This is a genomic window from Mycobacterium sp. G7A2 (assembly GCF_041902445.1).
Lineage (GTDB): Bacteria > Actinomycetota > Actinomycetes > Mycobacteriales > Mycobacteriaceae > Mycobacterium.
Genome location: NZ_CP169251.1, coordinates 1,390,537 through 1,415,104, shown reverse-complemented (window position 1 = coordinate 1,415,104; position 24,568 = coordinate 1,390,537). Strand labels below are relative to the sequence as shown.

The 24,568-nt window shown below is 63.4% G+C and carries 25 protein-coding genes; 10 read left to right on the top strand and 15 right to left on the bottom strand.

The window, feature by feature from the left end:
* Positions 1 to 15: 15 nt before the first annotated feature.
* The 3 genes from ACEWX3_RS06890 to ACEWX3_RS06880 all read right to left on the bottom strand — a co-directional run bounded on the left by ACEWX3_RS06890 (position 16) and on the right by ACEWX3_RS06880 (position 2,047).
* Entirely contained in the window at positions 16 to 432 is a 417-nt protein-coding gene (locus ACEWX3_RS06890; RefSeq protein WP_024444605.1) for a hypothetical protein, read from the bottom strand.
* 332 nt (positions 433 to 764) lie between these two features.
* Positions 765 to 1,685, bottom strand: coding sequence for a M56 family metallopeptidase (locus ACEWX3_RS06885; protein ID WP_024444606.1), 921 nt, complete (start codon positions 1,683 to 1,685; stop codon positions 765 to 767).
* Positions 1,685 to 2,047: a BlaI/MecI/CopY family transcriptional regulator gene (locus ACEWX3_RS06880; protein WP_024444607.1), complete on the bottom strand. Its 363-nt coding sequence runs from the start codon at positions 2,045 to 2,047 to the stop codon at positions 1,685 to 1,687. Before ACEWX3_RS06880 ends, ACEWX3_RS06885 begins: the two co-directional genes overlap by 1 nt.
* 342 nt (positions 2,048 to 2,389) lie before the next feature.
* Here ACEWX3_RS06880 and ripA point away from each other — a divergent pair, with 342 nt between their 5' ends.
* The 3 genes from ripA (at position 2,390) to ACEWX3_RS06865 (ending at position 6,090) form a co-directional block, all read left to right on the top strand.
* Complete coding sequence (gene ripA, locus ACEWX3_RS06875; RefSeq protein WP_024444608.1) at positions 2,390 to 3,793, top strand: NlpC/P60 family peptidoglycan endopeptidase RipA; 1,404 nt, start codon at positions 2,390 to 2,392, stop codon at positions 3,791 to 3,793.
* A gap of 369 nt (positions 3,794 to 4,162) precedes the next feature.
* Positions 4,163 to 4,909, top strand: coding sequence for a response regulator transcription factor (locus ACEWX3_RS06870; protein WP_024444609.1), 747 nt, complete (start codon positions 4,163 to 4,165; stop codon positions 4,907 to 4,909).
* The gene (locus ACEWX3_RS06865; protein ID WP_024444610.1) at positions 4,906 to 6,090 is read left to right on the top strand and encodes a cell wall metabolism sensor histidine kinase WalK; all 1,185 of its coding nucleotides are present in this window, start codon (positions 4,906 to 4,908) and stop codon (positions 6,088 to 6,090) included. Before ACEWX3_RS06870 ends, ACEWX3_RS06865 begins: the two co-directional genes overlap by 4 nt.
* 17 nt (positions 6,091 to 6,107) lie before the next feature.
* On the opposite strand, the gene ACEWX3_RS06860 is transcribed toward ACEWX3_RS06865, so the two are convergent.
* The 7 genes from ACEWX3_RS06860 to ACEWX3_RS06830 form a co-directional block, all read right to left on the bottom strand.
* On the bottom strand, positions 6,108 to 6,800 hold the full coding sequence (locus tag ACEWX3_RS06860; RefSeq protein WP_024444611.1) for a DUF305 domain-containing protein: 693 nt from the start codon (positions 6,798 to 6,800) through the stop codon (positions 6,108 to 6,110).
* Between the two features lie 532 nt (positions 6,801 to 7,332).
* Positions 7,333 to 7,986, bottom strand: a complete 654-nt coding sequence (locus ACEWX3_RS06855) for a thioredoxin domain-containing protein (protein ID WP_024444612.1) — start codon at positions 7,984 to 7,986, stop codon at positions 7,333 to 7,335.
* Positions 7,987 to 8,070: 84 nt separating this feature from the next.
* The gene (locus ACEWX3_RS06850) at positions 8,071 to 8,565 is read right to left on the bottom strand and encodes an HXXEE domain-containing protein (RefSeq protein WP_024444613.1); all 495 of its coding nucleotides are present in this window, start codon (positions 8,563 to 8,565) and stop codon (positions 8,071 to 8,073) included.
* Between the two features lie 56 nt (positions 8,566 to 8,621).
* Positions 8,622 to 9,014, bottom strand: a complete 393-nt coding sequence (locus tag ACEWX3_RS06845; protein WP_024444614.1) for a DUF3703 domain-containing protein — start codon at positions 9,012 to 9,014, stop codon at positions 8,622 to 8,624.
* Between the two features lie 53 nt (positions 9,015 to 9,067).
* Positions 9,068 to 9,754, bottom strand: coding sequence for a class I SAM-dependent methyltransferase (locus tag ACEWX3_RS06840; protein ID WP_234788711.1), 687 nt, complete (start codon positions 9,752 to 9,754; stop codon positions 9,068 to 9,070).
* Between the two features lie 37 nt (positions 9,755 to 9,791).
* Positions 9,792 to 11,381 (bottom strand): cytochrome c biogenesis protein ResB, encoded by a 1,590-nt coding sequence (locus ACEWX3_RS06835; RefSeq protein ID WP_024444616.1) that lies wholly within the window; start codon positions 11,379 to 11,381, stop codon positions 9,792 to 9,794.
* Positions 11,378 to 12,148, bottom strand: a complete 771-nt coding sequence (locus tag ACEWX3_RS06830) for a cytochrome c biogenesis CcdA family protein (protein WP_024444617.1) — start codon at positions 12,146 to 12,148, stop codon at positions 11,378 to 11,380. The genes ACEWX3_RS06835 and ACEWX3_RS06830 overlap by 4 nt, the downstream gene beginning before the upstream one ends.
* 236 nt (positions 12,149 to 12,384) lie before the next feature.
* Here ACEWX3_RS06830 and ACEWX3_RS06825 point away from each other — a divergent pair, with 236 nt between their 5' ends.
* Genes ACEWX3_RS06825 through ACEWX3_RS06810 form a run of 4 tightly spaced genes read left to right on the top strand, consistent with a single transcriptional unit; the run spans position 12,385 to position 17,466 of the window.
* Complete coding sequence (locus ACEWX3_RS06825) at positions 12,385 to 13,362, top strand: cytochrome c oxidase assembly protein (protein WP_024444618.1); 978 nt, start codon at positions 12,385 to 12,387, stop codon at positions 13,360 to 13,362.
* Between the two features lie 32 nt (positions 13,363 to 13,394).
* Positions 13,395 to 13,769, top strand: a complete 375-nt coding sequence (locus tag ACEWX3_RS06820) for a metalloregulator ArsR/SmtB family transcription factor (protein WP_024444619.1) — start codon at positions 13,395 to 13,397, stop codon at positions 13,767 to 13,769.
* Complete coding sequence (locus ACEWX3_RS06815) at positions 13,762 to 15,897, top strand: cation-translocating P-type ATPase (protein WP_024444620.1); 2,136 nt, start codon at positions 13,762 to 13,764, stop codon at positions 15,895 to 15,897. Before ACEWX3_RS06820 ends, ACEWX3_RS06815 begins: the two co-directional genes overlap by 8 nt.
* A gap of 24 nt (positions 15,898 to 15,921) precedes the next feature.
* The gene (locus ACEWX3_RS06810) at positions 15,922 to 17,466 is read left to right on the top strand and encodes a fused MFS/spermidine synthase (RefSeq protein WP_064280687.1); all 1,545 of its coding nucleotides are present in this window, start codon (positions 15,922 to 15,924) and stop codon (positions 17,464 to 17,466) included.
* Positions 17,467 to 17,497: 31 nt separating this feature from the next.
* Here ACEWX3_RS06810 and ACEWX3_RS06805 read toward each other — a convergent pair whose 3' ends face one another.
* Positions 17,498 to 18,295, bottom strand: coding sequence for a serine hydrolase (locus ACEWX3_RS06805; protein WP_370476083.1), 798 nt, complete (start codon positions 18,293 to 18,295; stop codon positions 17,498 to 17,500).
* Between the two features lie 518 nt (positions 18,296 to 18,813).
* Here ACEWX3_RS06805 and ACEWX3_RS06800 point away from each other — a divergent pair.
* The gene (locus ACEWX3_RS06800) at positions 18,814 to 19,116 is read left to right on the top strand and encodes a hypothetical protein (RefSeq protein ID WP_024444623.1); all 303 of its coding nucleotides are present in this window, start codon (positions 18,814 to 18,816) and stop codon (positions 19,114 to 19,116) included.
* Positions 19,117 to 19,287: 171 nt separating this feature from the next.
* Here ACEWX3_RS06800 and ctaD read toward each other — a convergent pair whose 3' ends face one another.
* Positions 19,288 to 21,033 carry a cytochrome c oxidase subunit I gene (ctaD, locus tag ACEWX3_RS06795; RefSeq protein ID WP_024444624.1) on the bottom strand — a complete coding sequence of 582 codons (1,746 nt, stop codon included), beginning with the start codon at positions 21,031 to 21,033 and terminating at the stop codon, positions 19,288 to 19,290.
* Positions 21,034 to 21,147: 114 nt separating this feature from the next.
* Between ctaD and ACEWX3_RS06790 the strand changes: the two genes are divergently transcribed.
* The gene (locus ACEWX3_RS06790; RefSeq protein ID WP_024444625.1) at positions 21,148 to 21,744 is read left to right on the top strand and encodes a TlpA disulfide reductase family protein; all 597 of its coding nucleotides are present in this window, start codon (positions 21,148 to 21,150) and stop codon (positions 21,742 to 21,744) included.
* Here the strand turns inward: ACEWX3_RS06790 and ACEWX3_RS06785 are convergent.
* The gene (locus ACEWX3_RS06785) at positions 21,715 to 22,245 is read right to left on the bottom strand and encodes a hypothetical protein (RefSeq protein WP_064280689.1); all 531 of its coding nucleotides are present in this window, start codon (positions 22,243 to 22,245) and stop codon (positions 21,715 to 21,717) included. The two genes, ACEWX3_RS06790 and ACEWX3_RS06785, sit on opposite strands and share 30 nt — an antisense overlap.
* A 94-nt stretch (positions 22,246 to 22,339) precedes the next feature.
* On the opposite strand from ACEWX3_RS06785, the gene ACEWX3_RS06780 reads away from it, so the two are divergent.
* On the top strand, positions 22,340 to 22,933 hold the full coding sequence (locus ACEWX3_RS06780) for a heme-copper oxidase subunit III (RefSeq protein WP_024444627.1): 594 nt from the start codon (positions 22,340 to 22,342) through the stop codon (positions 22,931 to 22,933).
* A gap of 250 nt (positions 22,934 to 23,183) precedes the next feature.
* Here ACEWX3_RS06780 and ACEWX3_RS06775 read toward each other — a convergent pair whose 3' ends face one another.
* Positions 23,184 to 24,101, bottom strand: coding sequence for a M56 family metallopeptidase (locus ACEWX3_RS06775; protein WP_024444629.1), 918 nt, complete (start codon positions 24,099 to 24,101; stop codon positions 23,184 to 23,186).
* Positions 24,098 to 24,475, bottom strand: coding sequence for a BlaI/MecI/CopY family transcriptional regulator (locus tag ACEWX3_RS06770; RefSeq protein WP_024444630.1), 378 nt, complete (start codon positions 24,473 to 24,475; stop codon positions 24,098 to 24,100). The genes ACEWX3_RS06775 and ACEWX3_RS06770 overlap by 4 nt, the downstream gene beginning before the upstream one ends.
* Positions 24,476 to 24,568: the final 93 nt, after the last annotated feature.

Here is a 24,568-nt window from a genome sequence, read left to right as displayed (position 1 = left end):
CCTGACGCTAGCCGATCAGCGGCGCGCGATACACAGGTGGGCGAGCACGTCGCGGCCGGTGCGCAGGGCGCGGGCGTTCCGTGGTGGACCGCGGATAGGCGCCTTCGCCGCCTGGCACCACAGCAGCGGAAGCACAGCCACGACGAGGCCCAACGCGAGCGCGATCAGGGAGACCGTTCCCCGCGGCAGGATCGCTTCGGCCAGGGTGTCGGGCGTGCACTCGGCGTCGGGTTGGGAGACGTGGGGGTGGTCGAGCTCGACAGACATCGGCGCGCCGACCGCACTGGCGGCCAGTGTGTGCGGTCCGTGCGCAGGTGCCGCATTCACGCCGGGCAGTGCCCACTCGGCTCCGACGATGACGGTCCAGAACGCGATCAACGCCGCGACGATGGCGCGGCGGCGTTGCTCAGAGTTCGCGTCGAAGTACTTCACGATGTTGCCGACTGTAGCAGCGGATCGGCGAATTCAGGCTCGGCCCCTGAGCCGATGCCGGGTTGTGATCAGACAGCGACCGCCGTTGCGCCGAGCCAACCGGCCGTTCCGTCGCATGATCGACTTCGCCCGATGCCCCTGCGAATACGCCCTTTTGAGGTTCCGCGAAGGAGATGCAATAGACCAGTGCGCTGCCTGTACCGCAGATCATCTACGGTTTTACTACGTAGATAATCTGCTCTCTATCGGCCCGCGCGCCAAGCGGTGTTTCCTTTGCTGACGGCCTACGCGCATTGGCTTCACCTGCGGAACGTGCGGCGGGCGTTGAGGCGCTAGTGGTGGCAGAGCACCTGAATGAGAGCGGGTGTGGCGAGCATGGCGGTGATCGCGGCTGTCAGGCAGATGCGGTGGCGCCATCGCACGTGCCGACGTGTCGGGGTGAGCAGGCGCTGCGCTCGCGCGATGACCGCTGTTCCCGCCGCGGCGAGGCCTTCCCGTGCAGGCGGGTGTTCTCCGGCCAGAGCAGATAATCCAGCCAACAGCGGATGCGTGCCGACGCGGCGCACGGCGGTGTCGTCAGCGCACATCTCCAGCAGTTCACCCACACGATGAGGGGCCGTCGCGAAAAGCGGAAGCCACGGCAGTGTGCCCCCCAAAGCGCGGAGCGCCATGAGGATGTGGTGGTGGCGCCCCGAGATGTGCGCGTTTTCATGCGCCAGAACCGCTTTGAGCTGTGATCGGTTCAACGACTTCATCGCCGCGGAGGTAACGATGATGGCGTTCGGGCGTCCGACCACGCAGTAGGCAGCAGGCCGGTCGGCCTCCACGACCACCACATTGGGATGGTCGGTGGGTCGGCCGACGATCCGCGCGGCATGCGCGTGCTCGTGACTTCGCGCCCGCAGCCGCGACAAGCAGCGACCGATCCGCATGACGACGAACCCTGATGTCAGGGTTCCTACCGCGATGAGAACAACAGAACCGATTCGTCCGGCCATGGGTGTGTGCTCGGAGAAGCCAAACAGCTCCAGGCACAGCGTCACGACCGCGCCCGTACGAATACTATCCGTCGTTGCGCCGATGACCAAGATCAGCGCGACGAGCCACGCCGCCAACGTCGCGGCGACGGTGGCCAGCCAGGCGGCCACTCCCATATGGGGGCTGATGCCGTGACTGGTCATCCGCCTCAGAACCGGTGGCGCCCACCAGGCCAGCGCGCTGCCATAGACGAGCAGCCACAGCGCGGCGGTCATCACCGACGCCCCTTGCGCAGAGCCGCCTTCAATTGAGCGGACTGCTCGGCGTTCATCTGCTCAACAAAGAAGGCCAGCACCGCATCGGTATCCCCGCCGGCGTCGAACGCGGCCTTCATCAAACGCGCGGAACGCTCCTCGCGGCTCATGGACGCCTGATACACGTACGCTTTCCCATCGCGCTGACGTTGCAACCAGCGCTTGCGGTACAGGTTGTCCATCGTCGACATCACGGTGGTGTACGCGATCTGGCGCCGTTGAGAGATCTCGTCGAAAACCTCACGCACCGTGACAGGCTCGGCGTAATCCCACACGCAATCCATGACCACCGCTTCGAGGTCGCCGAATCCTCGCTGTTCCATTTGCGCCTCTCCCGCTCTCCGCGACGAGCTGGCCTCCTCGCGCCCCGAGCCCCTTCAGCCCCCAATGTAGCCGCCGAGCTGGCAAAAGCCGCGATACGCCTCACCTCGACCGCATAGGCCAGCATCTCTGCACTACCGGCCGCGGCGCGTGAAACTAGCGCCCGTGGCGCACAGTCGTAACCGATCTGAGACTGTGACAGACGTTCCTCCTGATACCAAAGTGATGTACGTTCCGACTGAGTACTATCGTGCTACGTACTCAGCTCGATAGTAGAAGTGCCGCGGGCGCCGTTCGGCTTAGGTGCGCGGCTCGACAACGCTCACCCCAGCTGAGGAGATTCGATGCTGCGCCTCACTTCTTTTCTGAGTCTCTGCGCACTGACGCCGGCACTGGTAATCAGCGCCCCGGGTACCGCTGTTGCCGGTCACGACGGCACCCCCGACCGCGACGACGTTCCCTCATTGGTTGCAGCGGTCGCCGACGCGAACCAGCGGATGGCCGACGTCGGTAGCGACATTCAGATCAAGCAGGAGGGCGTCAACCGTGCCCTGGTCGAGGTCGCGGCCGCCCGCGACACCCTCGCGCAGGCCCGGCGCGACGTTGTTGCCAGCGACCAAGCCCTGACCGACAGCCAACACGCAATCGAGGCCGCGCAAGAGCGCTTCGACCGCTTCGCCGCGTCGACCTATATGAACGGGCCGTCGGGTGCGTTGCCGCTGGCGCAAAGTCCCGAGGAGATCCTGGCCGGGGCATCGACCCAGCAGACCCTCACTATCAGCTTTCAGCGGGTCCGCAACAACCTCCTGCGCCGGCAGACCGATCAGGCCAACAAGCTTTCTGCTGCGACGGCAGCGCGGGCGCGCGCCGAGAGCGCCGCCGCGGACGCCCAACGCCGCCAAGACGACGCGGTAGCCGCACTCCGGGACGCCCAACAGACGTTTACCGCACAGCAACGCGAGGTCGAACGGCTCGCTACCGAACGCGACTCCGCTCAAGCTCGACTGGAAGCCGCCCGACCGGTGGCGGCGACAGCCGCCGCGCCCAGTGCCGCGCAACCCGGCACTGTGCCGGCATCCGGTGCTCCGTGGGACCGCGGCACCACGTCGCCGGGGGGCGCCACCAAGGGGGGCCTGTGGGACACCACGTTGCCGATGGTGCCCAGCGCTAACGTGGCCGGCGACCCGGTGGCCATCATCAATGCCGTCCTCAAGATCATGGCGACCTCGGCGCAGCTGACGGCCGACATGGGCCGCAAGTTCCTCACCAAACTCGGCATTCTGTCTCCTGTCACCGCCGCCGCAGATCCCGGCATCACCAACGGACGCATCCCCCGCCTCTACGGCCGCCAGGCCTCAGAGTTCGTGATTCGCCGCGCCATGTCACAACTGGGGGTGCCTTACTCCTGGGGCGGCGGCAACGCCAACGGCCCGTCACGAGGCATCGACCAGGGCGCCAACACCGTGGGTTTCGACTGTTCGGGCCTGATGCTGTATGCCTTCGCCGGCGTCGGCATCAAACTCGACCACTACTCCGGGTCGCAATACAACGCAGGCCGCAAAATTCCCTCGTCACAGATGCAGCGCGGTGACCTTATCTTTTATGGCCCCAACGCCAGCCAGCACGAAGCGATGTATCTGGGCGACGGCATGATGATCGAAGCCCCCTACACCGGGTCGGTCGTCAAGATCTCGCCCGTGCGCACCTCCGGCATGACGCCCTACGTCACCCGCTTGATCGAATATTGACATCGCCGCGATGTCGAGCCGGTGGACCGGTCAGTGCGCCGCGGTGCGGCCGCTGCGGATCGGCCTCCTCGGGCACGTCAGGCCGCCCCGAACGACGCGGCCAGCGAGACGCATTGAATAGCGCCGTCGCGCCGGCGATCGCAGCCGCCCACAGCACCACGACCACGGCACACAGGATCAGCCACGCTTGCCACCCGAGACCGTTCGGGCACACGTCCATCAGCCAACGCATGTCAGGCCCTCCTCCACAGTGAGCCTCACCCCACCGCAGGAGGAAAACGGTATGAGTCCTGTGAAGATCTGCTGAAGATCGAGCCGCTCGGGCAGCCACGCCTCGTTACGGGCGCACCAGCAGGCACCATATGGGACATGCAGCACCACCACCTGGGCGCGCCTGAGAGCGCGAAGGGATACCGCGCGCTGGTCGTCGACGACGAACTCCCCCTAGCCGAAGTGGTAGCCAGCTACCTCGAACGCGAGCAGTTCGAAGCCGTCGTCGCCGGCAACGGTGTCGACGCAATCGCCGTCGCACGCGACCTGGATCCCGATGTCGTCATCCTCGACCTCGGCCTACCCGGCATCGACGGACTCGAGGTCTGCCGGCAATTGCGGACCTTCTCCGACGCCTACGTCGTCATGCTCACCGCCCGTGACACCGAACTCGATACCGTGCTCGGCCTCACCATCGGCGCCGACGACTACATCACCAAACCCTTCAGTCCCCGCGAGCTGGTAGCGCGCATCCGCGCCATGCTGCGGCGACCCCGCATCCTGCAAACAGCCGCCGCACCCGCCGAACGAGAGACAGCCCCGCCGCGCCGCTTCGGCGCACTGAGCATCGACGTCGCCGCCCGTGAGGTACATATCGACGACGAACTAATCCTGTTGACCCGCACCGAATTCGACATTCTCGAAGCCCTGTCCGCGCGGCCAGGAATCGTGCTGAGCCGCCGACAACTTCTCGAAATAATCCGCGACGAACCCTGGGTCGGCAACGAACACCTCGTCGACGTCCACATCGGACACTTACGACGCAAACTCGGCGACGACGCCGCACGCCCCCGCTACATCGCCACGGTTCGAGGTGTCGGATACCGGATGGGAACCGGACAGTGACTCCCCCACCTACGTCGACCCCTCGCCGGCGTCGACGGCCGGGCCGTCCCGGTATCGGCCTGCGACTCCTGGCGGCCCAAGCCATCGTGCTGGCGGCCGGAACGGCGACGACCGCGGTGGTCGCTGCCGTGGTCGGCCCACCGCTGTTCCGCGAACACCTCCACCGCGCCGGTGTCCCGATGGACTCCCTGGAAGAAGTCCACGCCGAAGAGGCCTACGGCTACGCAACGGTCATCTCCATCGGAGGCGCCCTAGCGGTGTCAGCACTGGCCGCCCTCGCGGTCAGCTTCTACGTCAGTCGACGCCTCCAACGCTCCGTCACCGAAGTCGCCGCCGCGGCCACCGATGTCGCTGAAGGGAACTACGACATCCGCGTGTCACCGCCGCGCCTCGGCGATGACTTCGACGCCCTCGCAACCGCATTCAACCAAATGGCCTCCCGGCTTCAAGCCGTCGATTCGACACGGCAGCAACTGTTCGGAGACCTCGCGCACGAGATCCGCACACCCGTGGCAGTACTCGAGGCCTACATCGAGGCACTCGAAGACGGTGTGCGCTCCTTGACACCCCAGACAGCAGCCATGCTGCGCGACCAAACCCGTCGGCTGGTGCGATTCTCCGATGACGTCGCCGCGCTGGCGAAGGCGGAGGAAAGTGCGGTGTCTATGTCCTACGCCTCCCTCGACGTGGACCGCCTAACCCGCCAGTGCGTCGCAGCAGCACAAGAACGCTATGACACCAAGGGGGTCAGACTGCACGTACACCTCCAGCAACCGCTGCCGCCGCTGTGGGCCGACGAACAACGACTGTCTCAAGTGTTGGGGAACCTGTTGGAGAACGCGCTACGGCACACACCGCCCGGCGGGTCGGTACACCTTCATTGTCTTCGTGACGGCGACCGAGTAAAAATCGCTGTCGCTGACACCGGAGAAGGGATCCCCGCCAAGCACGTCACCCGAGTGTTCGAACGGTTCTACCGGGCAGACACCGCCCGCGACCGCGAGCACGGCGGCGCCGGATTAGGTCTCGCCATCGCCAAAGCGCTCATCGAAGCCCACGGCGGATCCATCTCGGTAGCCAGCGCTGGACCCGGCGCCGGCGCAACATTCACCATCGCCCTGCCCATCACCCCGATACGCAGCGAGCACCACCCTGCGACGGCTGACTCAACGCGTCCCTGACGAGTGCCCCCTCCGCGCTACTTGTCCAACATTCCCTGCATCGTGTCGATCTCCGCTTGCTGAGAAGACACGATGTTGCGCGCCATCTCGACCGCCGCCGGGAACTTGCCGTTGTCAACTTCCTGCTGCGCCATCATGATCGCGCCCTTGTGATGCTCGATCATCTGCGTCAAAAAGAGTCGGCTTGCCTCAGCGCCTTGCGCGTTCTGAAGTGCAGCCATATCGGCCTCCGACATCATGCCCATACCCCCGCCGCTCATGCCCGGCATGTCACCCGCGTCTCCGCTGGGCATTTGATGGCCGGGCATGTCATGGCCGGGCATTGCGGCGGTGGTGGAAGCAGTTGTCGACGAGGAGGCTCCCCAGTCCTGCAGCCAGCCCTGCATCTGTTCGATCTCAGGACCCTGAGCGTTCTTAATCTCGTTGGCGAGTGACACTACGGCAGGATCAACTCCCTGCTTGCCGAGCAGCATGTCGCTCATCTCGATCGCCTGCTGATGGTGCGGGATCATGCCCTGAGCGAACGTCACGTCAGCATCGTTATGGGCAGCGTCGCGGCTAGCAGTACTGGGCGAAGCCGACGCCGACGCTGCTGCCGAGGTGCTGCTCATCGATGACGGAGACTCGTTTCCCGCATTCGAACAGCCGCTGATAAACAGGGCCGACACCGCAAGCGCCGCAACCCCGAATCCAAAACGCTTGTGCTGCATCGCACATCCTTCCTCGAACATCGTCGTGACACCGTGCCTCAACGGCACGCCCTCGCGCCGCCGCACTCAAGCGTCGGCAAGCCGGGTATGGGTCGGCTCGTGATCCGATGAAGATTTGATGAAGACGTTTCCAGCTGCGAAGAAGTGTTCGAGCTACCCACTGCCGCGTCACGCGGTAGCCGAAAACCGCCCCTCTATTATTGACTTACGTAGCCTGAACCTCGGGTTGTTACTGGAATGGTGCACATCCACGGCCTTGACATCAACCCGTCGAACGGCAGCTTTACGTGGCAACTCAATACTGCCCCTACACCCCTGAGCAAAATAAGGCGCCGCAGCTACTGCACCAGGCGGATCTTCCTCAATTACCGACAGACGGACGTCAGCGGGTCGACGGTCGTCATCCCTAGGAGGCTGCGCAGCGCCGGGCATGCTAGCTCTCTAAGCGTCGCGGCATCAGAAAGGTGTTCCACGGCATTCCCACGGTGGCGCGGACCAGCTGATCACGCGTGAACTGCATCCCGAGCTGGTTCTATTTAGAGAGTGCCTCCTTGATCGCGGTGCCGAGGTCTGCATAAGTTTGGATCTGCAGTTGCTCGCCGTTGAGGAAGAAGGTGGGTGTGCCCTGGACGCCGAGTGCCGTGCCGTCTGCGACATCCTCTTGGATCCGATCGAGCGTGGCCTGCGCGTTGTAGGCTTCGTCCCACGCGGCCATGTCGAGGCCGAGTTCCGTTGCGAATCCGCGAAATACGTCGTCAGCCGGTACCTGCTTCTCGCCCCACTGGTCTTGCGTCTCGAACATCTTCTTGTACATAGCCTCAAACTGGCCCTGCTGGGCGGCCGCCTCGACTGCGCGGGCTGCTCGCTCTCCGTTGAAATGGCCGGGCATCGGGAAGTAGCGCGCAACGAAGTTGACTTGCTGGCCATATTGGGTGCGCAGTTGTTCAACGGCAGGGAAGGCTGCGCGGCAGCCTTCACACTCGAAGTCGAGGAACTCGACAAACGTCACATCGCTGTCCGGAGCCGAGCTCAGGCGATGGCTATTCTCGCGGACCACCTGCGGCCCGCCTTCTGCCTGCGACGTCGGTGCAGATCCCCCGTCCCGGGTCGAGAAGTACACACCCGCGCCAATGGCGACCGTTATGGCGAGGAAGGCGGTCAGCAAAATTCGCGTCATTGGGTTCATGGTGCGTTTCCTTTCGCTCCGTAGCACTTCGCACGCGGAGCGATCTACGGTGTATCTACGTAGATAGTTCTACCATGGTGACGATCATCGGCGTCCGAGCGCCAGTCGCTTCATGCCCCACCAAGCGACCGGAGCAAGCACGATTACCGTCCACATGCCAGGAACATAGGCGAACACGCGATCGTTCAACCACGGAAAGACGAGGTAATGGGCCAACTCGGTGATGCCCATGGAAGTGAAGAACGTCCACGCGAGATAAGTTCCGAATGGGCTCTCGCGCTTCATCAACGGCGGGATCAATGACCACGCGCCGACCGAAACGATCACCAACGCAAGGACCGTCGGCGACAGTGTCGAAGGTTTGCTGGCCCCAGTGACATTCGATAGGAAGTCGAAGAAGCCGAACTGTTTCTCCTCGACGCGGTGGAGGACAAACAAGAACAACGCGATCCAGTATGGCGCCTTCACATCGGCCCAGTTTCCGTTGGATGGTGTCACCAGCCATAACACCAACCCGCCGGCGAATCCCACAGTGAAGATCAGCATGGTCAATGGTCCGAATGCCACCAAACCCAGCACCAGCGTTCCGGCACTGAGGCAGACCGCGAATAGAACCGAACTCAAAGACGCCTTACCTAACGGTTGCTTGGCGGCTCCAACGCCGTTGCCGGATGGCGGTTCGTCGCTCGTCCCGATAGTTCCGCCATCAGGTCGGGCGGAATCGCCATGGGAGTCATCAGGCCGACGGTGGCCCGGCCGGTGTTTCCCGGAGGATAGCGCCCGCTCAGCGAGCCTGGCGCCGCCACGGTCACCCGGAGCAGTTGTCCGAGTGCTTCGCGCCTATCCCGCTGGCACACCGCGAGATACAGCATCGCAGCGTGGTTGCGCGTGTGAAGCCAGGGGTAGGGCTGCGACACGATGTGAGCACGTTCTAGGTGCAGCCAGCGGTCATCGGTTGAAGCCGCTGCTCTGGCCGAGCCCATCTCTCGGTCATACAGTTCACGAACGTGAGCTGAGGGTCGAATCATGGTGTCTGCCGCCTTTCGGTGAAAGTCGCTTGCTTGCCATTCCTCTGTACGACTCAATTCATTCGCGGGTCGCGAAGTTCGGCGCGGACGATCTGAAACGGCACGGACCAGCTGCTGGCAGGGTGATGGTTAGTGACGACGAGGCGATGGTCGACGAACAGATCCGCAAGGCCGCTCCCCAGAACCTCTCGCGCATGCGCGCGCTCAATCAGTCCGATGTACGCCCGATAAGCCCGGCCAAGTTTGGGCGGCGCGTCGTGATCGATCGCGATAATGGCGCCACCGGGTCGAAGCACCCGAACGGACTCCTTGACTGCCTCGCGGCGGGTATCCGTGGGTAATTCATGCCAGCCGAAGACACTCATCACCACGTCGAAGGTGTTGTCGGGGAATGGGAGTATCGCAGCATCTCCTCGGTGAAGTGTGACGTTGCCAACTCCGCTGCGCCGCAGTTGAGAGCGGCCGACGGCGAGCATTTCCGGCGAGATGTCAATCGAATCAATTCTTGTATTGGGCCTGAGCTCGGCGACCAACCGTGACGCGTAGCCGGTACCGCCACAAAGCTCGAGCACTCTGCGCGGCCGCTCGGCCGCGACCTCCTGGGCGAGGCGCTGGTGCGGGCGACCGAGCATGAACCGATTGCCGGCCTCCAGCAATGGCCCGGCGAGGAGAAACTTCAGTCTGTTCCGCGTCCACCGTGACGACGTGCTCATGCTGTTTTGCCCTTCCGTGTTCACCACACCATACATAGTGACATTCGCATATGTCTATATGTTTCTACGTCAGCGAGCGTCGCTCAGCGACTGCAGGAGTGCGGGTATCCGCCGGCATGGCCGTCACCCGTTCCACGAGTCGATCGAATTCCTCGCCCCAGCCCGCGTTGTCGGTGCGCGCCAATCCCCCCATCTCGACCTCGGCGTGCTCCGAATCCAGTCCCTGCCGGATCTTGATCCACAATCGTCGGCGTCTGACGACCAGCGACACCAGAAGTCCCCCCATCATCGTGATGGCGAAGACCAGCACCCAAACCTGCGCCGGGTCGTAGGAGACCTGGAGGCTCACGAAATCTGTGACGGCGTCGAATCTGATGATGGTGCCATCGTCGAGTCGCGTTTGCTCTCCGAGACTCAGATTGACGCGCGCCATCCGGACGAGGCGGCCCTGGTCGATCATGCGTCTGTCGAGCGCGAAGATTGATTGCGGCCTACCGGTGTCGAGCCCCGTGTCACCTTTGTAAATGTCGATAGCCACTGCGGGGTCATTCGCGGCCGGGAATGCTGACGACAAGAGCGTGCCGTCGCGCTGCTGCGTAGGCGCGAGAAGCCCTTCAATCGCGATCTGGTTCTTGCGTCGCTCGCCAGGATCAGGGAACGTACCGGCCGGAGGATCGAATCTCAGTGCGCCCGCGGACAACAGCGTCTGCAGCTCTTCGGGCTGCCATTGCAATGTCTGGGTTCGTTCTTGCCCGTCGGGGAAGACGACCGTGAAGGTTGGCGCGTAGCCATGCCCCAGGAGGTAGACACGAACGTCGCCGACCCGAAGGGGGTAGTTGACCCGTAGCGGGTAGGACCGCCAGGTGCCGTTGATAAGGTCTTCGTCCGCCTGATACTCGACGTCCGCGGAAAATGAGGTCGCCTGACCGCTGGGTTGAAACTCGGCGTCGAAGTTGTTGACTCTCAGACAGATCGGATAGAGCGATGTGCCGTCAACGGTAGTTCCTGGCCGGAACGCGTCGAACGCGGCGGGCGACGCTGAGCACAACCCGGGCCGTCCGTCAGCGATCACGATGGCGTTTCCCTCGTAGGCAAAGAGTTTGCCCGCTGCCATCGCGACCAGGAGGCCGATCAGCGAGAAATGAAAGACGAGGTTCCCCGCTTCGCGCAGATAGCCGCGTTCCGCGGATAGCTCTAGAACATCGCCGTCTCTGCGTAAGACGGTGCGCCACCCGCGGAGTCGGCGCGACATCTCGTCGGCGACCGTCTGCGGATCCCCTATAACAGCGGGGTTCTGATGTTTGGGGAGTCGGCTGAGGTTGCGCGGAGCGCGCACGGGCGTGGCGCGAAGACTGCGCGCGTGATCGATTAACCGCGGCACCAGGCAGCCGATTAGCGATACGAAGAGCAGGACATAGATCGAGGTGAACCACACGCTGGAGAACACGTCGAAGATCTGCAAGCGGTCAAGCCATGGGGCGAGATTCGGATTGTCAGCGATGTAGCGGTCTACGGTCGTCGGGCTGACGGGGCGCTGCGGCCACAACGCCCCGGGAATCGCTGCAAGAGCCAACAAAAACAGCAGGGCCAGTGCGGTACCCATCGAGGTGAGTGTGCGCCACGTATTACGCACCAAGGCGCGAGCGCGTTTCATATCGGCAACGTCGTGTTCGTGACGAATGCGTCTCGGACCCACGTGACGAATTCATTCCACAGTCCGGTCACCAACGCGGCACCGACCGCGACGAGCATCACTCCCCCGACGATCTGGATGGTGCGCGTGTGGTCGCGCAGCCAACTCAGAGCGTGTATTGCACTCGCAGAACCCAAGGCGAGCAAGAGAAATGGGATGCCGAGCCCCATGCAGTAGGCGATGACGAGCACCATTCCGCGAGCAATGTTCGCGCCTTGGGTCGCCGACGCTACGGCGATGACACCGGTGAGCGTCGGCCCCAGACAGGGTGTCCACCCCAAACCGAAGACTGCTCCGAGCAGAGGGGCACCGCCGACCGTGGACAAGGATCGAGGGGTGAATCTGATGTCCCGTTGGAAAGTGGGGACGAACCCCATGAACACCAATCCCATGAGGATGGTGACGACGCCGCCGATACGTTGCAGCAGAATCTGATTGGCGATGACGGACGTCGTCAGCCCGAGAATCGCGATCGTTCCGAGCAGGAAGACGGCGGTGAATCCCGCAACGAACAGCGCGGCCGCCCCCGCCACGCGGAGTCGAGCGCTTCTGGACGCGCGGTCGGCCGACCGGTCATCGACGCCGACCACCGCGGCCAAGTACGAGAGGTAGCCCGGCACCAACGGCACGACACACGGCGATGCGAACGACACTAACCCCGCCAATACAGACACCAGGAGGGCGAGCGCCACCGGCCCAGTGGTGGCGATCTCGGTGAAATCGTTCACTGCCGCCTCCAACACGTCACGCCGTGACTGCGAACGCCCAAAGAGTGTCCTCACCAGAATGTCTACGTATCTACTACGTAGGTTAGTAACATTACGAACACTGGCAAGTTCTTGTCCAACACCGCAGTGCGACATCCCAGCGCAGACAGGTACCGTCTGTCCTACGTACTTCGTTAGTAGATTGCGATCGGGAGGCTGCAGCGTGGCCGATTCCACGTCCTCCGGCTTCGCCGCGCATGTTTGACGGCCTTGGCACGCTCCCGTTAGAGCCGCCCACACTCGGCACGTTGATCGGTTGGTACCCGACCGCCGTCCCGCTGTTCCCGGCGCTGGCCGCCCTGGCAGCCACCCTTTACCTTGTTGGTGTACTTCGCTTGCACAGGCTGGAGCGGCCGTGGCCCTGGCCGCGCACGGTGAGCTTCCTCTGCGGATGCCTCGCCCTGGCGGCGGTCACCGGGCTGGCGATCGAGGGATACGGATTTCGGCTTTTCAGCGCCTTCATGTTTCAGCACCTGACGCTGTCGATCCTGGTGCCGCCGCTGCTCGTGCTGGGCAGCCCGGGGGCCTTGCTGCTCAGGTCGACGCCCCATCACGGTGTTGGCCGGTTCGCACTCATCGTCGCCCTCGGCGCATTGCGCAGCCGAGCTGCGCGGATCCTGCTACACCCCGGCGTCACGATCCCGCTATTCCTGTTCAGCTACTACGGCCTGTACTTATCGAGCCTTTTCGACGTCGTGGCGTCGTCGTGGATCGGCCACACTGCCCTGGAAGCGTTCTTCCTCGCTTCCGGAATCTTGTTCATCGTGCCAATCCTGTCTGCGGATCCACTTCCGGTGCGGCAGTCGAACCTGGGCAGATTTTTCGACATCTTCCTGGAGATGCCGCTGCACGTGTTCATCGGCGTGATCTTGATGATGGCGCCACGGGCATTGACGACTACCTTCGCTTCGCCGCCTCCGGAATGGGGCATCGATCCCGTCGCAGACCAGGCCGTCGCCGGGGCCCTCGCCTGGTCATACGGGGAGCCCATCGCACTGTTGACGGTCCTGATCTTCGCCATTCGATGGCGGCGGGACGAGGAGAAGACGGCAGTGCGGCACGACATCGAAGGCGGAACCCATGATGAAGACCTGGCGGCGTACAACGCCTTTCTGCAACGTCTGCACAATCCTTCAGCCACTGACCCGGATTCCTCGTCGGACCGCACACCCTAGAAAGTCATTACAACGTCCGTTAGTATGTCGAGATGACCGAGTCAATGGACAGTTGCGATCTCCTCTGCCTCGATCTGCCTCACGCGGAATCAATCCGCGCATCACTCCCCAACCTGGCGGCGGTCGAGTCCGCCGCCGCGGCGTCCCGCGCCCTGGGCGATCCCACACGTCTGTCCATTGCGACCGCGTTGAGCAACGGGGACGAGCTGTGCGTCTGCGACATGGCATGGGTAGTCGGGTTGGCACAGAATCTCGTCTCCCACCATCTGAGGCAGTTGAAGATCGCCGGCCTGGTCTCCTCGCGGCGCAGCGGCAAGCTGGTGATGTACCGGCTGACCGAACGTGGCCGCCAGCTCGCCGCGGCAGTACTGGCTCCGATACGCGCCGAGGAGGTTGATCATGTCTGATGCATGCTGCGCGACCGACGTGAAGGATCCAGAGTCAGGGCCCGAACGGCTCTGGCGGGTCCGCGAACTGCAAATGTCAGCCGCCGCGGCGGCGCTGCTCGCCGTCGGCTGGCTGATCGGGCCCGCCGGCTATGAGCGCATAGCGTTGGCGACCGAGCTGATCGCCGCGGTCGTCGCGGCATCGACGTTTGTCCCCGACGCGATTCGAAACGCATGGCACCGCCGCATCGGGGTCGGGACACTGATGACCATTGCCGCGATCGGCGCCATTGCTCTCGGCCAGATTGCAGAAGCGGCCCTCTTGGGCATCTTGTTCTCGATCGCCGAGGGGCTGGAGCACTACGCCGTTACCCGTACCCGCCGGGGTCTTCGCGCGCTGTTGTCACTAGTGCCTCCGCAGGCCTCTGTCATCCGCGACGGTCACGAAGTGGTGGTGTCGCCGGAGGACCTCGTCGTTGGTGATGTCATGGTCCTGCGTCCGGGCGAACGCGCCGCCACCGACGGAACGATCACTACAGGCCGGACCAGCCTCGATCTGTCAGCCATCACCGGTGAATCCGTCCCTGTGGAGGCTGGCCCGGGCAGCGATGTCTACGCAGGTGCGATCAACGGAGGTGGAGCGATCGAGGTCAAGGTCACCGCCTTGGCCGCCGACAGTTCTCTTGCCCGCATCGTTCATATCGTCGAGGAAGCGCAGGAGCGCAAGGGCGTCGGGCAACGACTGGCGGATCGGATCGCACGCCCCCTGGTTCCGGCCATCATGGCGCTGGCCGCAGCCATCGCGGCCCTCGGGGCGCTACTGGGTGACCCGATGCTGTGGATCGAGCGGGCGCTGGTGGTTCTGGTCGCCGCCTCACCGTGTGCGCTCGCCATTGCGGTTCCTCTCACGGTGGTGGCGGCCATCGGTGCCGCCAGCCGCCAGGGGGCCCTTGTCAAGGGTGGCGCCGCGGTCGAAGAACTTGGGCGCATCAAAGTCGTCGCCCTGGACAAAACCGGGACGTTGACGCGGAACAAGCCTCAAGTGGTGGAGGTCGTCACCGTCGAAGGGACGACCGCATCGGAGGCTTTGCGGGCAGCTGCAGCCCTCGAATCACGCAGCGAACACCCTCTCGCACAAGCGATTTTGGCTGCCACAACCAACGTGCCGCCCGCTTCCGACGTCACCGCGATCGCCGGCCACGGCATCGAGGGCCGCATCGACGGAGCGCAACTGCGACTCGGTAAACCCAGCTGGGTAGCCCCGCTCTCCCTCGCCGATGACGTCGCCCGCATGCAGGGTGCCGGCGCGACCGTGGTGGTGCTCGAACGGGACGGCCGAACGCAGGCTGCGATCGCCGTACGCGACGAGCTTCGCCCCGAAGCTCCCGAGGCGGTGAGACTGCTGAGCAAGATCGGTATCGAGGTGGCGATGCTCACCGGCGACAATGCGCTGACCGCCAAGGCGCTTGCGAGGGATGCGGGGATCACGAGAGTCGAGTCTGAGCTCCTGCCGGAGGACAAGGCGCGAATGCTCGGCGAATTGTCGCGCGGTCGCCCCATCGCCATGGTCGGAGATGGCGTCAATGACGCCCCAGCTTTGGCCACTGCCGATATCGGGATCGCGATGGGGGCGATGGGCACTGACGTCGCCATCGAGACCGCTGATGTCGCGCTGATGGGTGAGGACCTGCGCCACCTCCCGCAGGTCCTGGCCCATTCCCGCCGTGCACGGCGAATCATGGTGCAGAACATCGGCTTTTCGATGGCAATCATCGGGTCTTTGATTCCGTTGGCGGCGTTCGGCGTGCTCGGACTAGCAACCGTGGTGTTCATCCATGAGGCTGCCGAAATTCTGGTGATCCTAAACGCAATTCGAGCTGCACGCACCCCATCATTGCCCGGGTTGACAGCGGCGCCCGTTAACAACTCGGCAGCGCATCACCTCAATATCGGTCAGGCGCCTACCCCCATTGACGCGTGCTGCGGTCCTGCCGTCGTCGCACCGCAACGCTCATCGCTGCCGTTGACCCTGATCGAACCTGCCCCTCAGGGCTCGCCAGATGACGGGTGTGACTGCTGCTCCGCGGTTGAATCCTCAGCGCCACAACAGCTAGAGATCAGCAACAGCGAACGGCGCGATCAGCGTTGACGAAAAAATGCCGACGTTGACGCCGTGAACGATCCCGACCCCGATCGCGCTAACCTTCCTTCCTCTGCGGCACTACCCGGCATCGGTGCGCGGACTGCGGCGGTCCTTGTATTCGCCTCGTCGGCCGCGGTGCTCGTCGTCGAGATCACCGCGCTGCGGTTGCTGGCGCCCTACCTGGGGCTGACGCTGGAGACCAGCACACTGGTTATCGGGATCGCTTTGGCAGCAATTGCTCTCGGCTCCTGGGCAGGAGGACGGCTTGCTGACCGCGGCGATCCTCGCCGCTACCTCGGGTTGTCTCTGGGAGTATCCGGCGCCGTGGTGGCGTTCACGCCGGCCGGAATTCGGATGGCGGCCGAATGGGCGCCTCCGACGCTGCTGCTCGTCGCTGCGCTGGCGATCCTGGTGCCCGGCGCTCTGCTGTCCGCGGTGACTCCGATGGTGACCAAGATGCGCCTGCTCACCCTGGCGCAGACCGGGACCGTCGTGGGACAACTCTCCGGACTAGGCACGATGGGCGCTATCGCGGGCACCGTCCTCACGGGGTTCGTGTTCATTTCGCGAGTGCCAGTCAGTGTCATTCTCATCGGGCTCGGCCTCCTGCTGGTTCTCGGTGGCATTCTCATCGAATGGCGCCTACGCCGCTGGAACACCAGGACCGCCATCGTGCTCACCATCGCTGTCTTCGGCGCCGGACTGGCCGGCTATACGGCTCCTGGCGGATGCGATGTGGAGACCAAATACCATTGCGCCCGGGTTCTTTCCGACTCCGAACGAAACACTGGCCGCACGCTCGTCCTCGACGGTGCGCGTCACTCCTACGTCGATGTACTGGACCCGACACTGTTGAAGTTCCTGTACATCCGCGCCTTCGCAGCGGTTGTCGACGGGGCCTTCCCGGCAGGCGAGCCGCTTCAGGCCCACCACCTCGGTGGGGGCGGGTTAACATTCCCGCGGTACCTCGCCGACTCACGGCCGGGAACCCAGAGCCTCGTCTCGGAAATCGACGGTGGTGTGGTGAACATCGATCGCGAACAGCTGGGATTGGTTTCCGACTCGGGTATTGAGGTCCGCGTCGAGGACGGTAGGCGCGGGCTGGCACAACTTGCCGACGACAGCCGCGATCTGATCGTCGGTGACGCCTTCGGCGGCGTCAGTGTGCCGTGGCATCTGACTACTGTGGAGGCGCTTGCCGACGTACGCCGGGTCCTCAAGCAGGATGGCATCTACGTCGCAAACCTTATCGACTACGGCAGCATGGCATTCGCCCGCGCTGAAGTTGCCACACTCACAGAGGTTTTCGACCATGTCGTCCTCAGCGGTGAACCCAACGACATCGGCATGAATTCGGCGGAACCCAACGGCGGGAATGTGGTCGTAGTGGCCTCTGATCGCCCCGTGGACCGTCGCGCGATACAGAGCATCTTGGACACCCGCCAGACGCAGTGGATCACGACAGCTGGTGCCGAACTCTCGACGTGGATCGGTAATGCCCGGGTGCTCACCGATGACTATGCGCCAGTAGACCAACTCCTTGATCCCTATCGGCGGGAACTGAGCGGGTCGTAGTCGGCGCTATGGCGGCGCCCGTCTGATCCGTTTAAAGACTCAAGAGAATTCGGCTGAGTTCGGTGGTCGTAGTGACCCCGTCCTCGTATCCGCCCTCGCCGCCGAGTGAGTTCATGATGGCCAACGTGTATCGCTGCTGTGGTCCGGCGAAGCCAACGGAGTTGACGACCCATCCACCTTCCTCCTGGGACCAGCCGTTCTTACTCCCGGGATTCATGGCCTTTCCCGCTCCCCACACTCCCCACTGCTGATCACCGACGACGCGTTGCATCTCGGCGACGACGGCGGCTGCGTTCGCCGGTGTGAGCTTGGTCAGGACGTAGTTCATCAGTCCGTCGAAATCGTCGGCAGTTGCCTTCTGATATCCCCAGTACGGATAGACATCACCAAAACCAGGCTGTGGTCGCACGTTTGGCATGCCATAGCGCGCGAAATTGGTGTTGAACACCTGTATCGAACCACCGTAGCGAGACCACAGCGCGTCAGCCGCAGCGTTATCAGAACTGCGCAGCATGTCGGCCATCTGCTGCCGGTCGGCGGCGGGCAGGCGAAGGGCACCAGCCTGTTCGCGCGAAAGAAGGTCAGCGACCATCGCAAGCTTGATCGTCGACGCGGTCCAGATCGGCGTGCCGGCCTCGGCATTGCGATATCGAGCCCCCGTCGCGCGATCCCGGAGGACAAATCCTACTGTTCCTGGCCGGGTGGCGATGTATCGCTCAGCGGCGGCGAAGCGATCACGCAACACACATTGGACATCAACGGAGGCACAGGACGAGCTCGTGTCGGGCTGAGCCTGGACACCGGCGGTCACGGTCAGGGATCCACTCACGGCGACGACGGTCGCCAACAACCTCCAGCAGAACGATTGAGCCACTACACCACTCGATTCCAGCCGCGACGCCACCGACCTGTCATCGCTTCTACTGCTTCAGTACGTAGGTAGGTGTAGCACGGACAACACCGTGAGCGGCGGCGCAACCGCGGTGTGTCGATAAGATCAGCGGTGTTTCAGCAACACGGAGATTCGGCGTTGTCACGCAGGGCCGAGACGGCAGCTCCCTCGGGCACATACGTTTGCGGCCGCCGGACAAACTGCTCAGCACAGAGCGGGGAACAGAACCAGTACAAGCGGTCCTCATGCGTCGCCGCTGAATGCCTGGCGTCAGCCGAAAGGTGTACGCGGCAGACCGGGTCGACGTGATCTTGGTGGCTGGACCCTGAGTCGATGATGACGACATCGACGGGCGCACGCACATTACGGATGGTGGTCGAGCCGATGTCCCTCACGAGGTCAGCAGGCACACAGGCACGCGAGGCGACGTCGCGTGTCGTCGCGACTTGTCCGCCGTGGGCGAGTCCAGCCAAGCGCGCTGCGGTATTCACCGTGGCACCAAAGATGTCACCGCGGCGCCAAATCACCGGGCCTTCGCTGAGGCCGGCACGTACCAACGGGAAGCCGGGAGTGCGACGGGCCGCCTCGCCGAGACGAGTGAGATAGGCAAGAGCCGCGTGGGCATCCGGCGCTGTCACCATGACGGCATCGCCGATGGTTTTGATGAGAGCATCGCCAGGGCCCAGGACTTCCGTCGCGATGGAGCCGAATTGATCTGCCAGTTCCGCAGCGCGGTGATCCCCATGGACCTCGGTTGAGTGCGGTGTAGCCTGACATGTCGGCGAAAATGACGACGGCCTTCGCGTCTGCATGCTCGAAGCCGCTCACCCGACACCTCCCGTCACGGTCACCGAACCCACAATACATGCATATATGCGCATATGTCTATGCGCTCGTTAGCGGGGCACACGCCTGTTTGTCCGACCCGGTCAGCTTCGGACTTCGACGTCGTCGATCCTCGTCACGTCGCCGTCTTCGGGTCCGTGGGCACGGCCGACGTGCGCTTCTCGACGCATCCGCTCGATCATGTGCGGGTAGTGCAGCTCAAATGCCGGACGCTCCGAACGGATCCGGGGCAGCTCGGTGAAGTTGTGCCGCGGCGGTGGGCAGCTGGTGGCCCACTCCAGCGAGTTGCCGAAGCCCCAGGGGTCGTCGACCGTGACGACCTCGCCGTAGCGCCAGCTCTTGAACACATTCCACAGGAACGGCAGCGTCGACGCACCCAGGATGAAAGCACCGATCGTCGAGATGATGTTCAGCGTGGTGAACCCATCGGTGGGCAGGTAGTCCGCATAGCGCCGGGGCATCCCCTCATTGCCGAGCCAGTGCTGCACCAGGAACGTGGTGTGGAAGCCGATGAACGTCAGCCAGAAGTGCACCTTGCCCAGGCGTTCGTCGAGCAGCCGGCCCGTCATCTTCGGGAACCAGAAGTAGATGCCCGCATAGGTGGCGAACACGATGGTGCCGAAGAGCACGTAATGAAAATGGGCCACAACGAAATACGAATCCGTCACCTGGAAATCCAACGGCGGACTCGCCAGCAGCACGCCGGACAGACCGCCCAACAAGAAGGTGATGATGAAGCCGACCGAGAACAGCATCGGTGTCTCGAACGTCAACTGCCCCTTCCACATCGTGCCTATCCAGTTAAAGAACTTGATACCCGTGGGCACGGCGATCAGGAACGTCATGAACGAAAAGAACGGCAACAGCACCGCACCGGTGGCGTACATGTGGTGCGCCCACACCGCCACCGACAGCGCCGCGATGCCCAGCGTCGCGTAGATCAGCGTCGTGTAGCCGAAGATCGGCTTGCGGCTGAACACCGGGAAGATCTCACTCACGATGCCGAAGAACGGCAACGCGATGATGTACACCTCGGGGTGCCCGAAGAACCAGAACAAGTGCTGCCACAACAGCACACCGCCATTGGCGGGGTCATAGACGTGGGCGCCGAGATGGCGGTCGGCGGCCAGGCCAAATAAGGCCGCCGTCAAGATGGGAAAGGCCAACAGCACCAGGATCGACGTCACCAGGATGTTCCAGGTGAAGATCGGCATCCGGAACATCGTCATACCGGGAGCCCGCATGCAGACCACGGTCGTGATCATGTTCACCGCCCCGAGGATGGTGCCCAGACCACCGACGGCCAGACCCATGATCCACAGGTCAGCACCCGCACCCGGCGAGTGGATCGCGTCCGTCAGCGGCGAGTAGGCGGTCCAGCCGAAGTCGGCAGCACCACCAGGGGTGACGAAGCCCGCGGTGGCGATCAACGCACCGAACAGGAACAGCCAGAACGAGAAGGCGTTCAGCCGCGGGAACGCCACGTCCGGAGCGCCGATCTGCAGCGGCAACACCAGGTTCGCGAACCCGAACACGATCGGGGTGGCATAGAACAGCAGCATCACCGTGCCGTGCATCGTGAACAACTGGTTGAACTGCTCGTTCGACAAGAACTGCAAGCCGGGAGAAGCGAGCTCCGTGCGCATGAACAGCGCCATCAACCCACCGATGAGGAAGAACGCAAAGCACGCGACGCAATACATCATGCCGATCAGCTTGTGATCGGTGGTCGTGATCAGCTTGTAGATCAAGTTGCCCTTGGGGCCGATCCGCGCCGGGAACGGACGCCGGGCCTCAAGCTCACCGATAGCGGAGACATCCAGTGCCACACCGACCTCCAGAGCTACGGGCCGGGTATTCACAGCCCGTCCATCTACTATCGAGCTTAGTAGATAAACGTCTGGGGTTGAAAGCCCCTATCGTCAGATGGATACAGGAGATGGATGCTCTCGCTTCCACGCCCATTCCGAACCCTCTTCGCCGCGGCTGTCACCACCGTGGTGCTTGCCGCGTGCACGGAGTCCGGACAGACATCGCCGGGTAGCGGAAGCTTCGACTTCGTCTCGCCCGGCGGAAAAACCGTGTTGTTCTACGACCCGCCGACGGACCGTGGATCCATTGGCGCAATGTCCGGTCCCGACTTGATGAACGACGCCACTGTCAGCGTGGCCGACTTCGCCGGCGACATCGTCGTGATCAACGTGTGGGGGTCGTGGTGCGCACCCTGCCGCACGGAGACACCGGAACTGGAGACCGTCCACGCCGAGTTCCAGAGACGTGGCGTTCAATTTCTCGGGATCAATGTTCGCGACAACCGTGAATCGGCACGCGATTTCGTCACCGATCGCAATGTGACGTACCCATCGATATTCGATCCCGAGATGCGCTCACTCATCGCGTTTGGGCGCCGCTATCCGACCAGCGTCGTGCCGACCACCGTCGTCCTCGACAGACAACATCGGGTGGCTGCGGTGTACTTGACGGCGGTACTTGCCGAGGATCTGCGGCCCTTACTCCAACGCCTCACCGCGGAGTCCTGAGTCGTCCGAAGATGGCCTGCGCCAGCCGTCGAGCAGATATCCAAATCCACTAGAAACGAGATCGGCGCGCAGTGCCGGACTTGGCCTGTGAGCACCAAGCCATTGACGTAAGACCTCTGCCTGCTTGCCGTGCGGCGCGTCCGCGGCGCCGGCGTCATCGAGGATGAAATAGCACAACGTTTCCCGCCCATAGCCCCCGAGTTCCATCGTGTAGTCGGCACAGCGCAGGTCCATTGCGGCCAGGTGGAGCTCCAACCACACGGGCATCCACGGGTCGCACGGATCCAATGGCGGCGAAGTAACGAACCACTCGTGAAACTCGTCAAATAGATTCCGCGGCAGCGGTATCCGACACCGCACCAAGGCGCGCACTGACGCGAGAATGACATGGACCGACTCCGAAGCGTTGAGTGCCACACACATCGTTGAACGCTCGGTATCCGATAGACATGAGTCAGCGACCTCCCACATCAATTCGGCGAGTGCAAACTCCTCGCGCATTCAGCCTCCGGCAGACCCGCTAGCACCAATGCCTTACTATCTCAGATAGTACTGAGTTAGTACGTAGATAAGCTGATCGAGCAAGAGGCGGACGATGGCAACTGGTACTGCGATCACCTCGCGGGTGCACTCGCTCAATCGTCCCAACATGGTGAGCATCGGCACCATCGTGTGGCTTTCGAGCGAGTTGATGTTCTTTGCCGGCTTGTTCGCGATGTACTTCACCGCCAGGGCTCAGGCCGAGGAGTGGCCACCGCCTCCGACTGAGTTGAACCTCACTCTGGCAGTGCCGGTGACTCTCGTTCTGATCGCCTCGTCGTTCACCTGTCAGATGGGGGTATTCGCAGCCGAGCGAGGCGACGTCTTCGGATTACGCCGGTGGTACACGGTCACATTCTTCATGGGCCTGTTCTTCGTGCTCGGCCAAGGCTACGAGTACTTCAAGCTCGTCGAAGAGGGCACGACAATCGCGAGCAGCGCCTACGGGTCAGTCTTTTATCTGACCACCGGTTTCCACGGTCTCCACGTCATCGGCGGTCTGATCGCCTTCGTCATGCTGCTGGCGCGCACCAAGATGAGCAAATTCACGCCCGCCCAGGCGACGTCAGCGATCGTCGTGTCCTACTACTGGCATTTCGTGGACGTCGTGTGGATCGCCCTTTTCGCTGTCATCTACTTCGTGAGATGAGATTCCAGCGTTGGCTGGCGGCCGCCGCCGCAGTCGCATGCCTAGCCATCAGCGTGCCATCAATCGCAGTAGCGCAGACCTCGCAGCCCGCCGCTCCGACAACTCATTCCTACGACGACTCCCATACGTCGGAGAACCGCAGCGAATCGCTGCCGGCGTTGTGGATCTTCGTCGGCGCCGTCGGGGGGCTCGCGCTCATCGCCACACTCCTCATTCGGCATAACGCCTCTGGCGGGCGCCATTCGACCACTCAGGAATGACAGATGACGGCGATGAGCACTGGGGCGAGGACCACCGCCGCCAGGGCTGAGATCGTTGCGATTCGCTCGCGCAGGAGGGCGCCGGCTACGGCCGGCACGGCGAGACGCTCAGCCCTGGCTAGCACGGCAGTGTCGGCCGCTCCGAGCGCGCCGTCTGCAGTTCGAGGGGCTCCCGCGAGAGCAATCAAGCCATCCAGAACAGTCTCACGTCCGTGACGGCGCGCCGCCGTATCGTCGGCACACATCTCGAGCAACCGACCTACCACTGCAACGGCGTTGGGAAGCAACGGGAATCTCGGCATCGAGGTTGCCAATGCTCGTAATGCCATCATGAGCTGAGGATGACGGCCCGCCAGGTGGGCACGCTCGTGGGCCAGCACTGCCGCCAGCTCTGCCTCGTTCAGTGTCGACATCGCTGCGCTGGTCACTACGATCGCGTCCGGACGTCCCACGACGCAATATGCGGCCGCGCTTCGCTCCTGGAGCACGACAACTCCCGGATGTGTCGACGGCGACCCGAGGATGTGCGCGGCGTGCGCATGCTCCCGGCTGCGCCGCCAGAATCGACGGACCGCGACCAGCGACCGGCGCGCCACCACTGACGTCGCGATCAATGCGGCAGCGCAGGCCACGATGATGGCAACGTGGCCGGCCCACCCCAGATGGTTGAGCGCCAGCAGTGCGTCCATGCAATAGCGCAAAGGGCCGGCGGGGTGGGGGCCAAAAACTTCAGCAAGCATGCCGACCGCGCCAACGAGCCACGCGGCAATAGCGATCACAATGGTCACCAACCACAGCACGACCGACAACCGAGGCGCTCCACCACCGCGTGACAGCCAGGAAAGAAGTCGCGGCCCCATCCACACCAGTGCTGCCCCATAGACCAGCAGGCAGAGTGCCGCGCTCATGATTTACGAGAGCGACGACTGACTTTGCGCAACGCCGCACGGAGTCGCTCCGACTCGTCGTCGTTCATCTGGCGCAGAAAGTAGCTCAAGACGACGTCGACGTCTCCCCCGTGCTGAAACGCGTCACGCATGAGTTGAGCGGACCGTTCTTCGCGGGTCATTGCCGCCCAGTAGCTATAAGCTTTGCCAACCCGTCGACGCTCCAACCAGCCTTTACGGTGGAGGTTGTCCATGGTGGACATCACGGTTGTGTAAGCGATATCCCGTTCAGCAGCCATGTCATCGAAGATCTCCCGTACGGTGACCTCTTCGCCGTAGCCCCACACGTGATCCATCACCGCCGACTCCAGGTCGCCGAATCCCCGCTGCTGCACCGCCCTGGCTCCTACCCGTCGGACAATATCTGCACCTTATGTTAGCTGCCAGCCTCGTCGAAGTGCGTCAAGCGACAAGCCGCCAAAGGCGGA

Bases quoted from the DNA above. Each gene is read 5' to 3' on its own strand.
- ACEWX3_RS06820 (WP_024444619.1), top strand. From the start codon at position 13,395: ATGACCGAGTCAATGGACAGTTGCGATCTCCTCTGCCTCGATCTGCCT.
- ripA (WP_024444608.1), top strand. From the start codon at position 2,390: ATGCTGCGCCTCACTTCTTTTCTGAGTCTCTGCGCACTGACGCCGGCA.
- ACEWX3_RS06885 (WP_024444606.1), bottom strand. From the start codon at position 1,685: ATGACCGCCGCGCTGTGGCTGCTCGTCTATGGCAGCGCGCTGGCCTGG.
- ACEWX3_RS06790 (WP_024444625.1), top strand. From the start codon at position 21,148: ATGCTCTCGCTTCCACGCCCATTCCGAACCCTCTTCGCCGCGGCTGTC.
- ACEWX3_RS06835 (WP_024444616.1), bottom strand. From the start codon at position 11,381: ATGAAACGCGCTCGCGCCTTGGTGCGTAATACGTGGCGCACACTCACC.
- ACEWX3_RS06780 (WP_024444627.1), top strand. From the start codon at position 22,340: ATGGCAACTGGTACTGCGATCACCTCGCGGGTGCACTCGCTCAATCGT.
- ACEWX3_RS06880 (WP_024444607.1), bottom strand. From the start codon at position 2,047: ATGGAACAGCGAGGATTCGGCGACCTCGAAGCGGTGGTCATGGATTGC.
- ACEWX3_RS06775 (WP_024444629.1), bottom strand. From the start codon at position 24,101: ATGAGCGCGGCACTCTGCCTGCTGGTCTATGGGGCAGCACTGGTGTGG.
- ACEWX3_RS06870 (WP_024444609.1), top strand. From the start codon at position 4,163: ATGCAGCACCACCACCTGGGCGCGCCTGAGAGCGCGAAGGGATACCGC.
- ACEWX3_RS06855 (WP_024444612.1), bottom strand. From the start codon at position 7,986: ATGAACCCAATGACGCGAATTTTGCTGACCGCCTTCCTCGCCATAACG.
- ACEWX3_RS06825 (WP_024444618.1), top strand. From the start codon at position 12,385: ATGTTTGACGGCCTTGGCACGCTCCCGTTAGAGCCGCCCACACTCGGC.
- ACEWX3_RS06845 (WP_024444614.1), bottom strand. From the start codon at position 9,014: ATGATTCGACCCTCAGCTCACGTTCGTGAACTGTATGACCGAGAGATG.
- ACEWX3_RS06860 (WP_024444611.1), bottom strand. From the start codon at position 6,800: ATGCAGCACAAGCGTTTTGGATTCGGGGTTGCGGCGCTTGCGGTGTCG.
- ACEWX3_RS06815 (WP_024444620.1), top strand. From the start codon at position 13,762: ATGTCTGATGCATGCTGCGCGACCGACGTGAAGGATCCAGAGTCAGGG.
- ACEWX3_RS06785 (WP_064280689.1), bottom strand. From the start codon at position 22,245: ATGCGCGAGGAGTTTGCACTCGCCGAATTGATGTGGGAGGTCGCTGAC.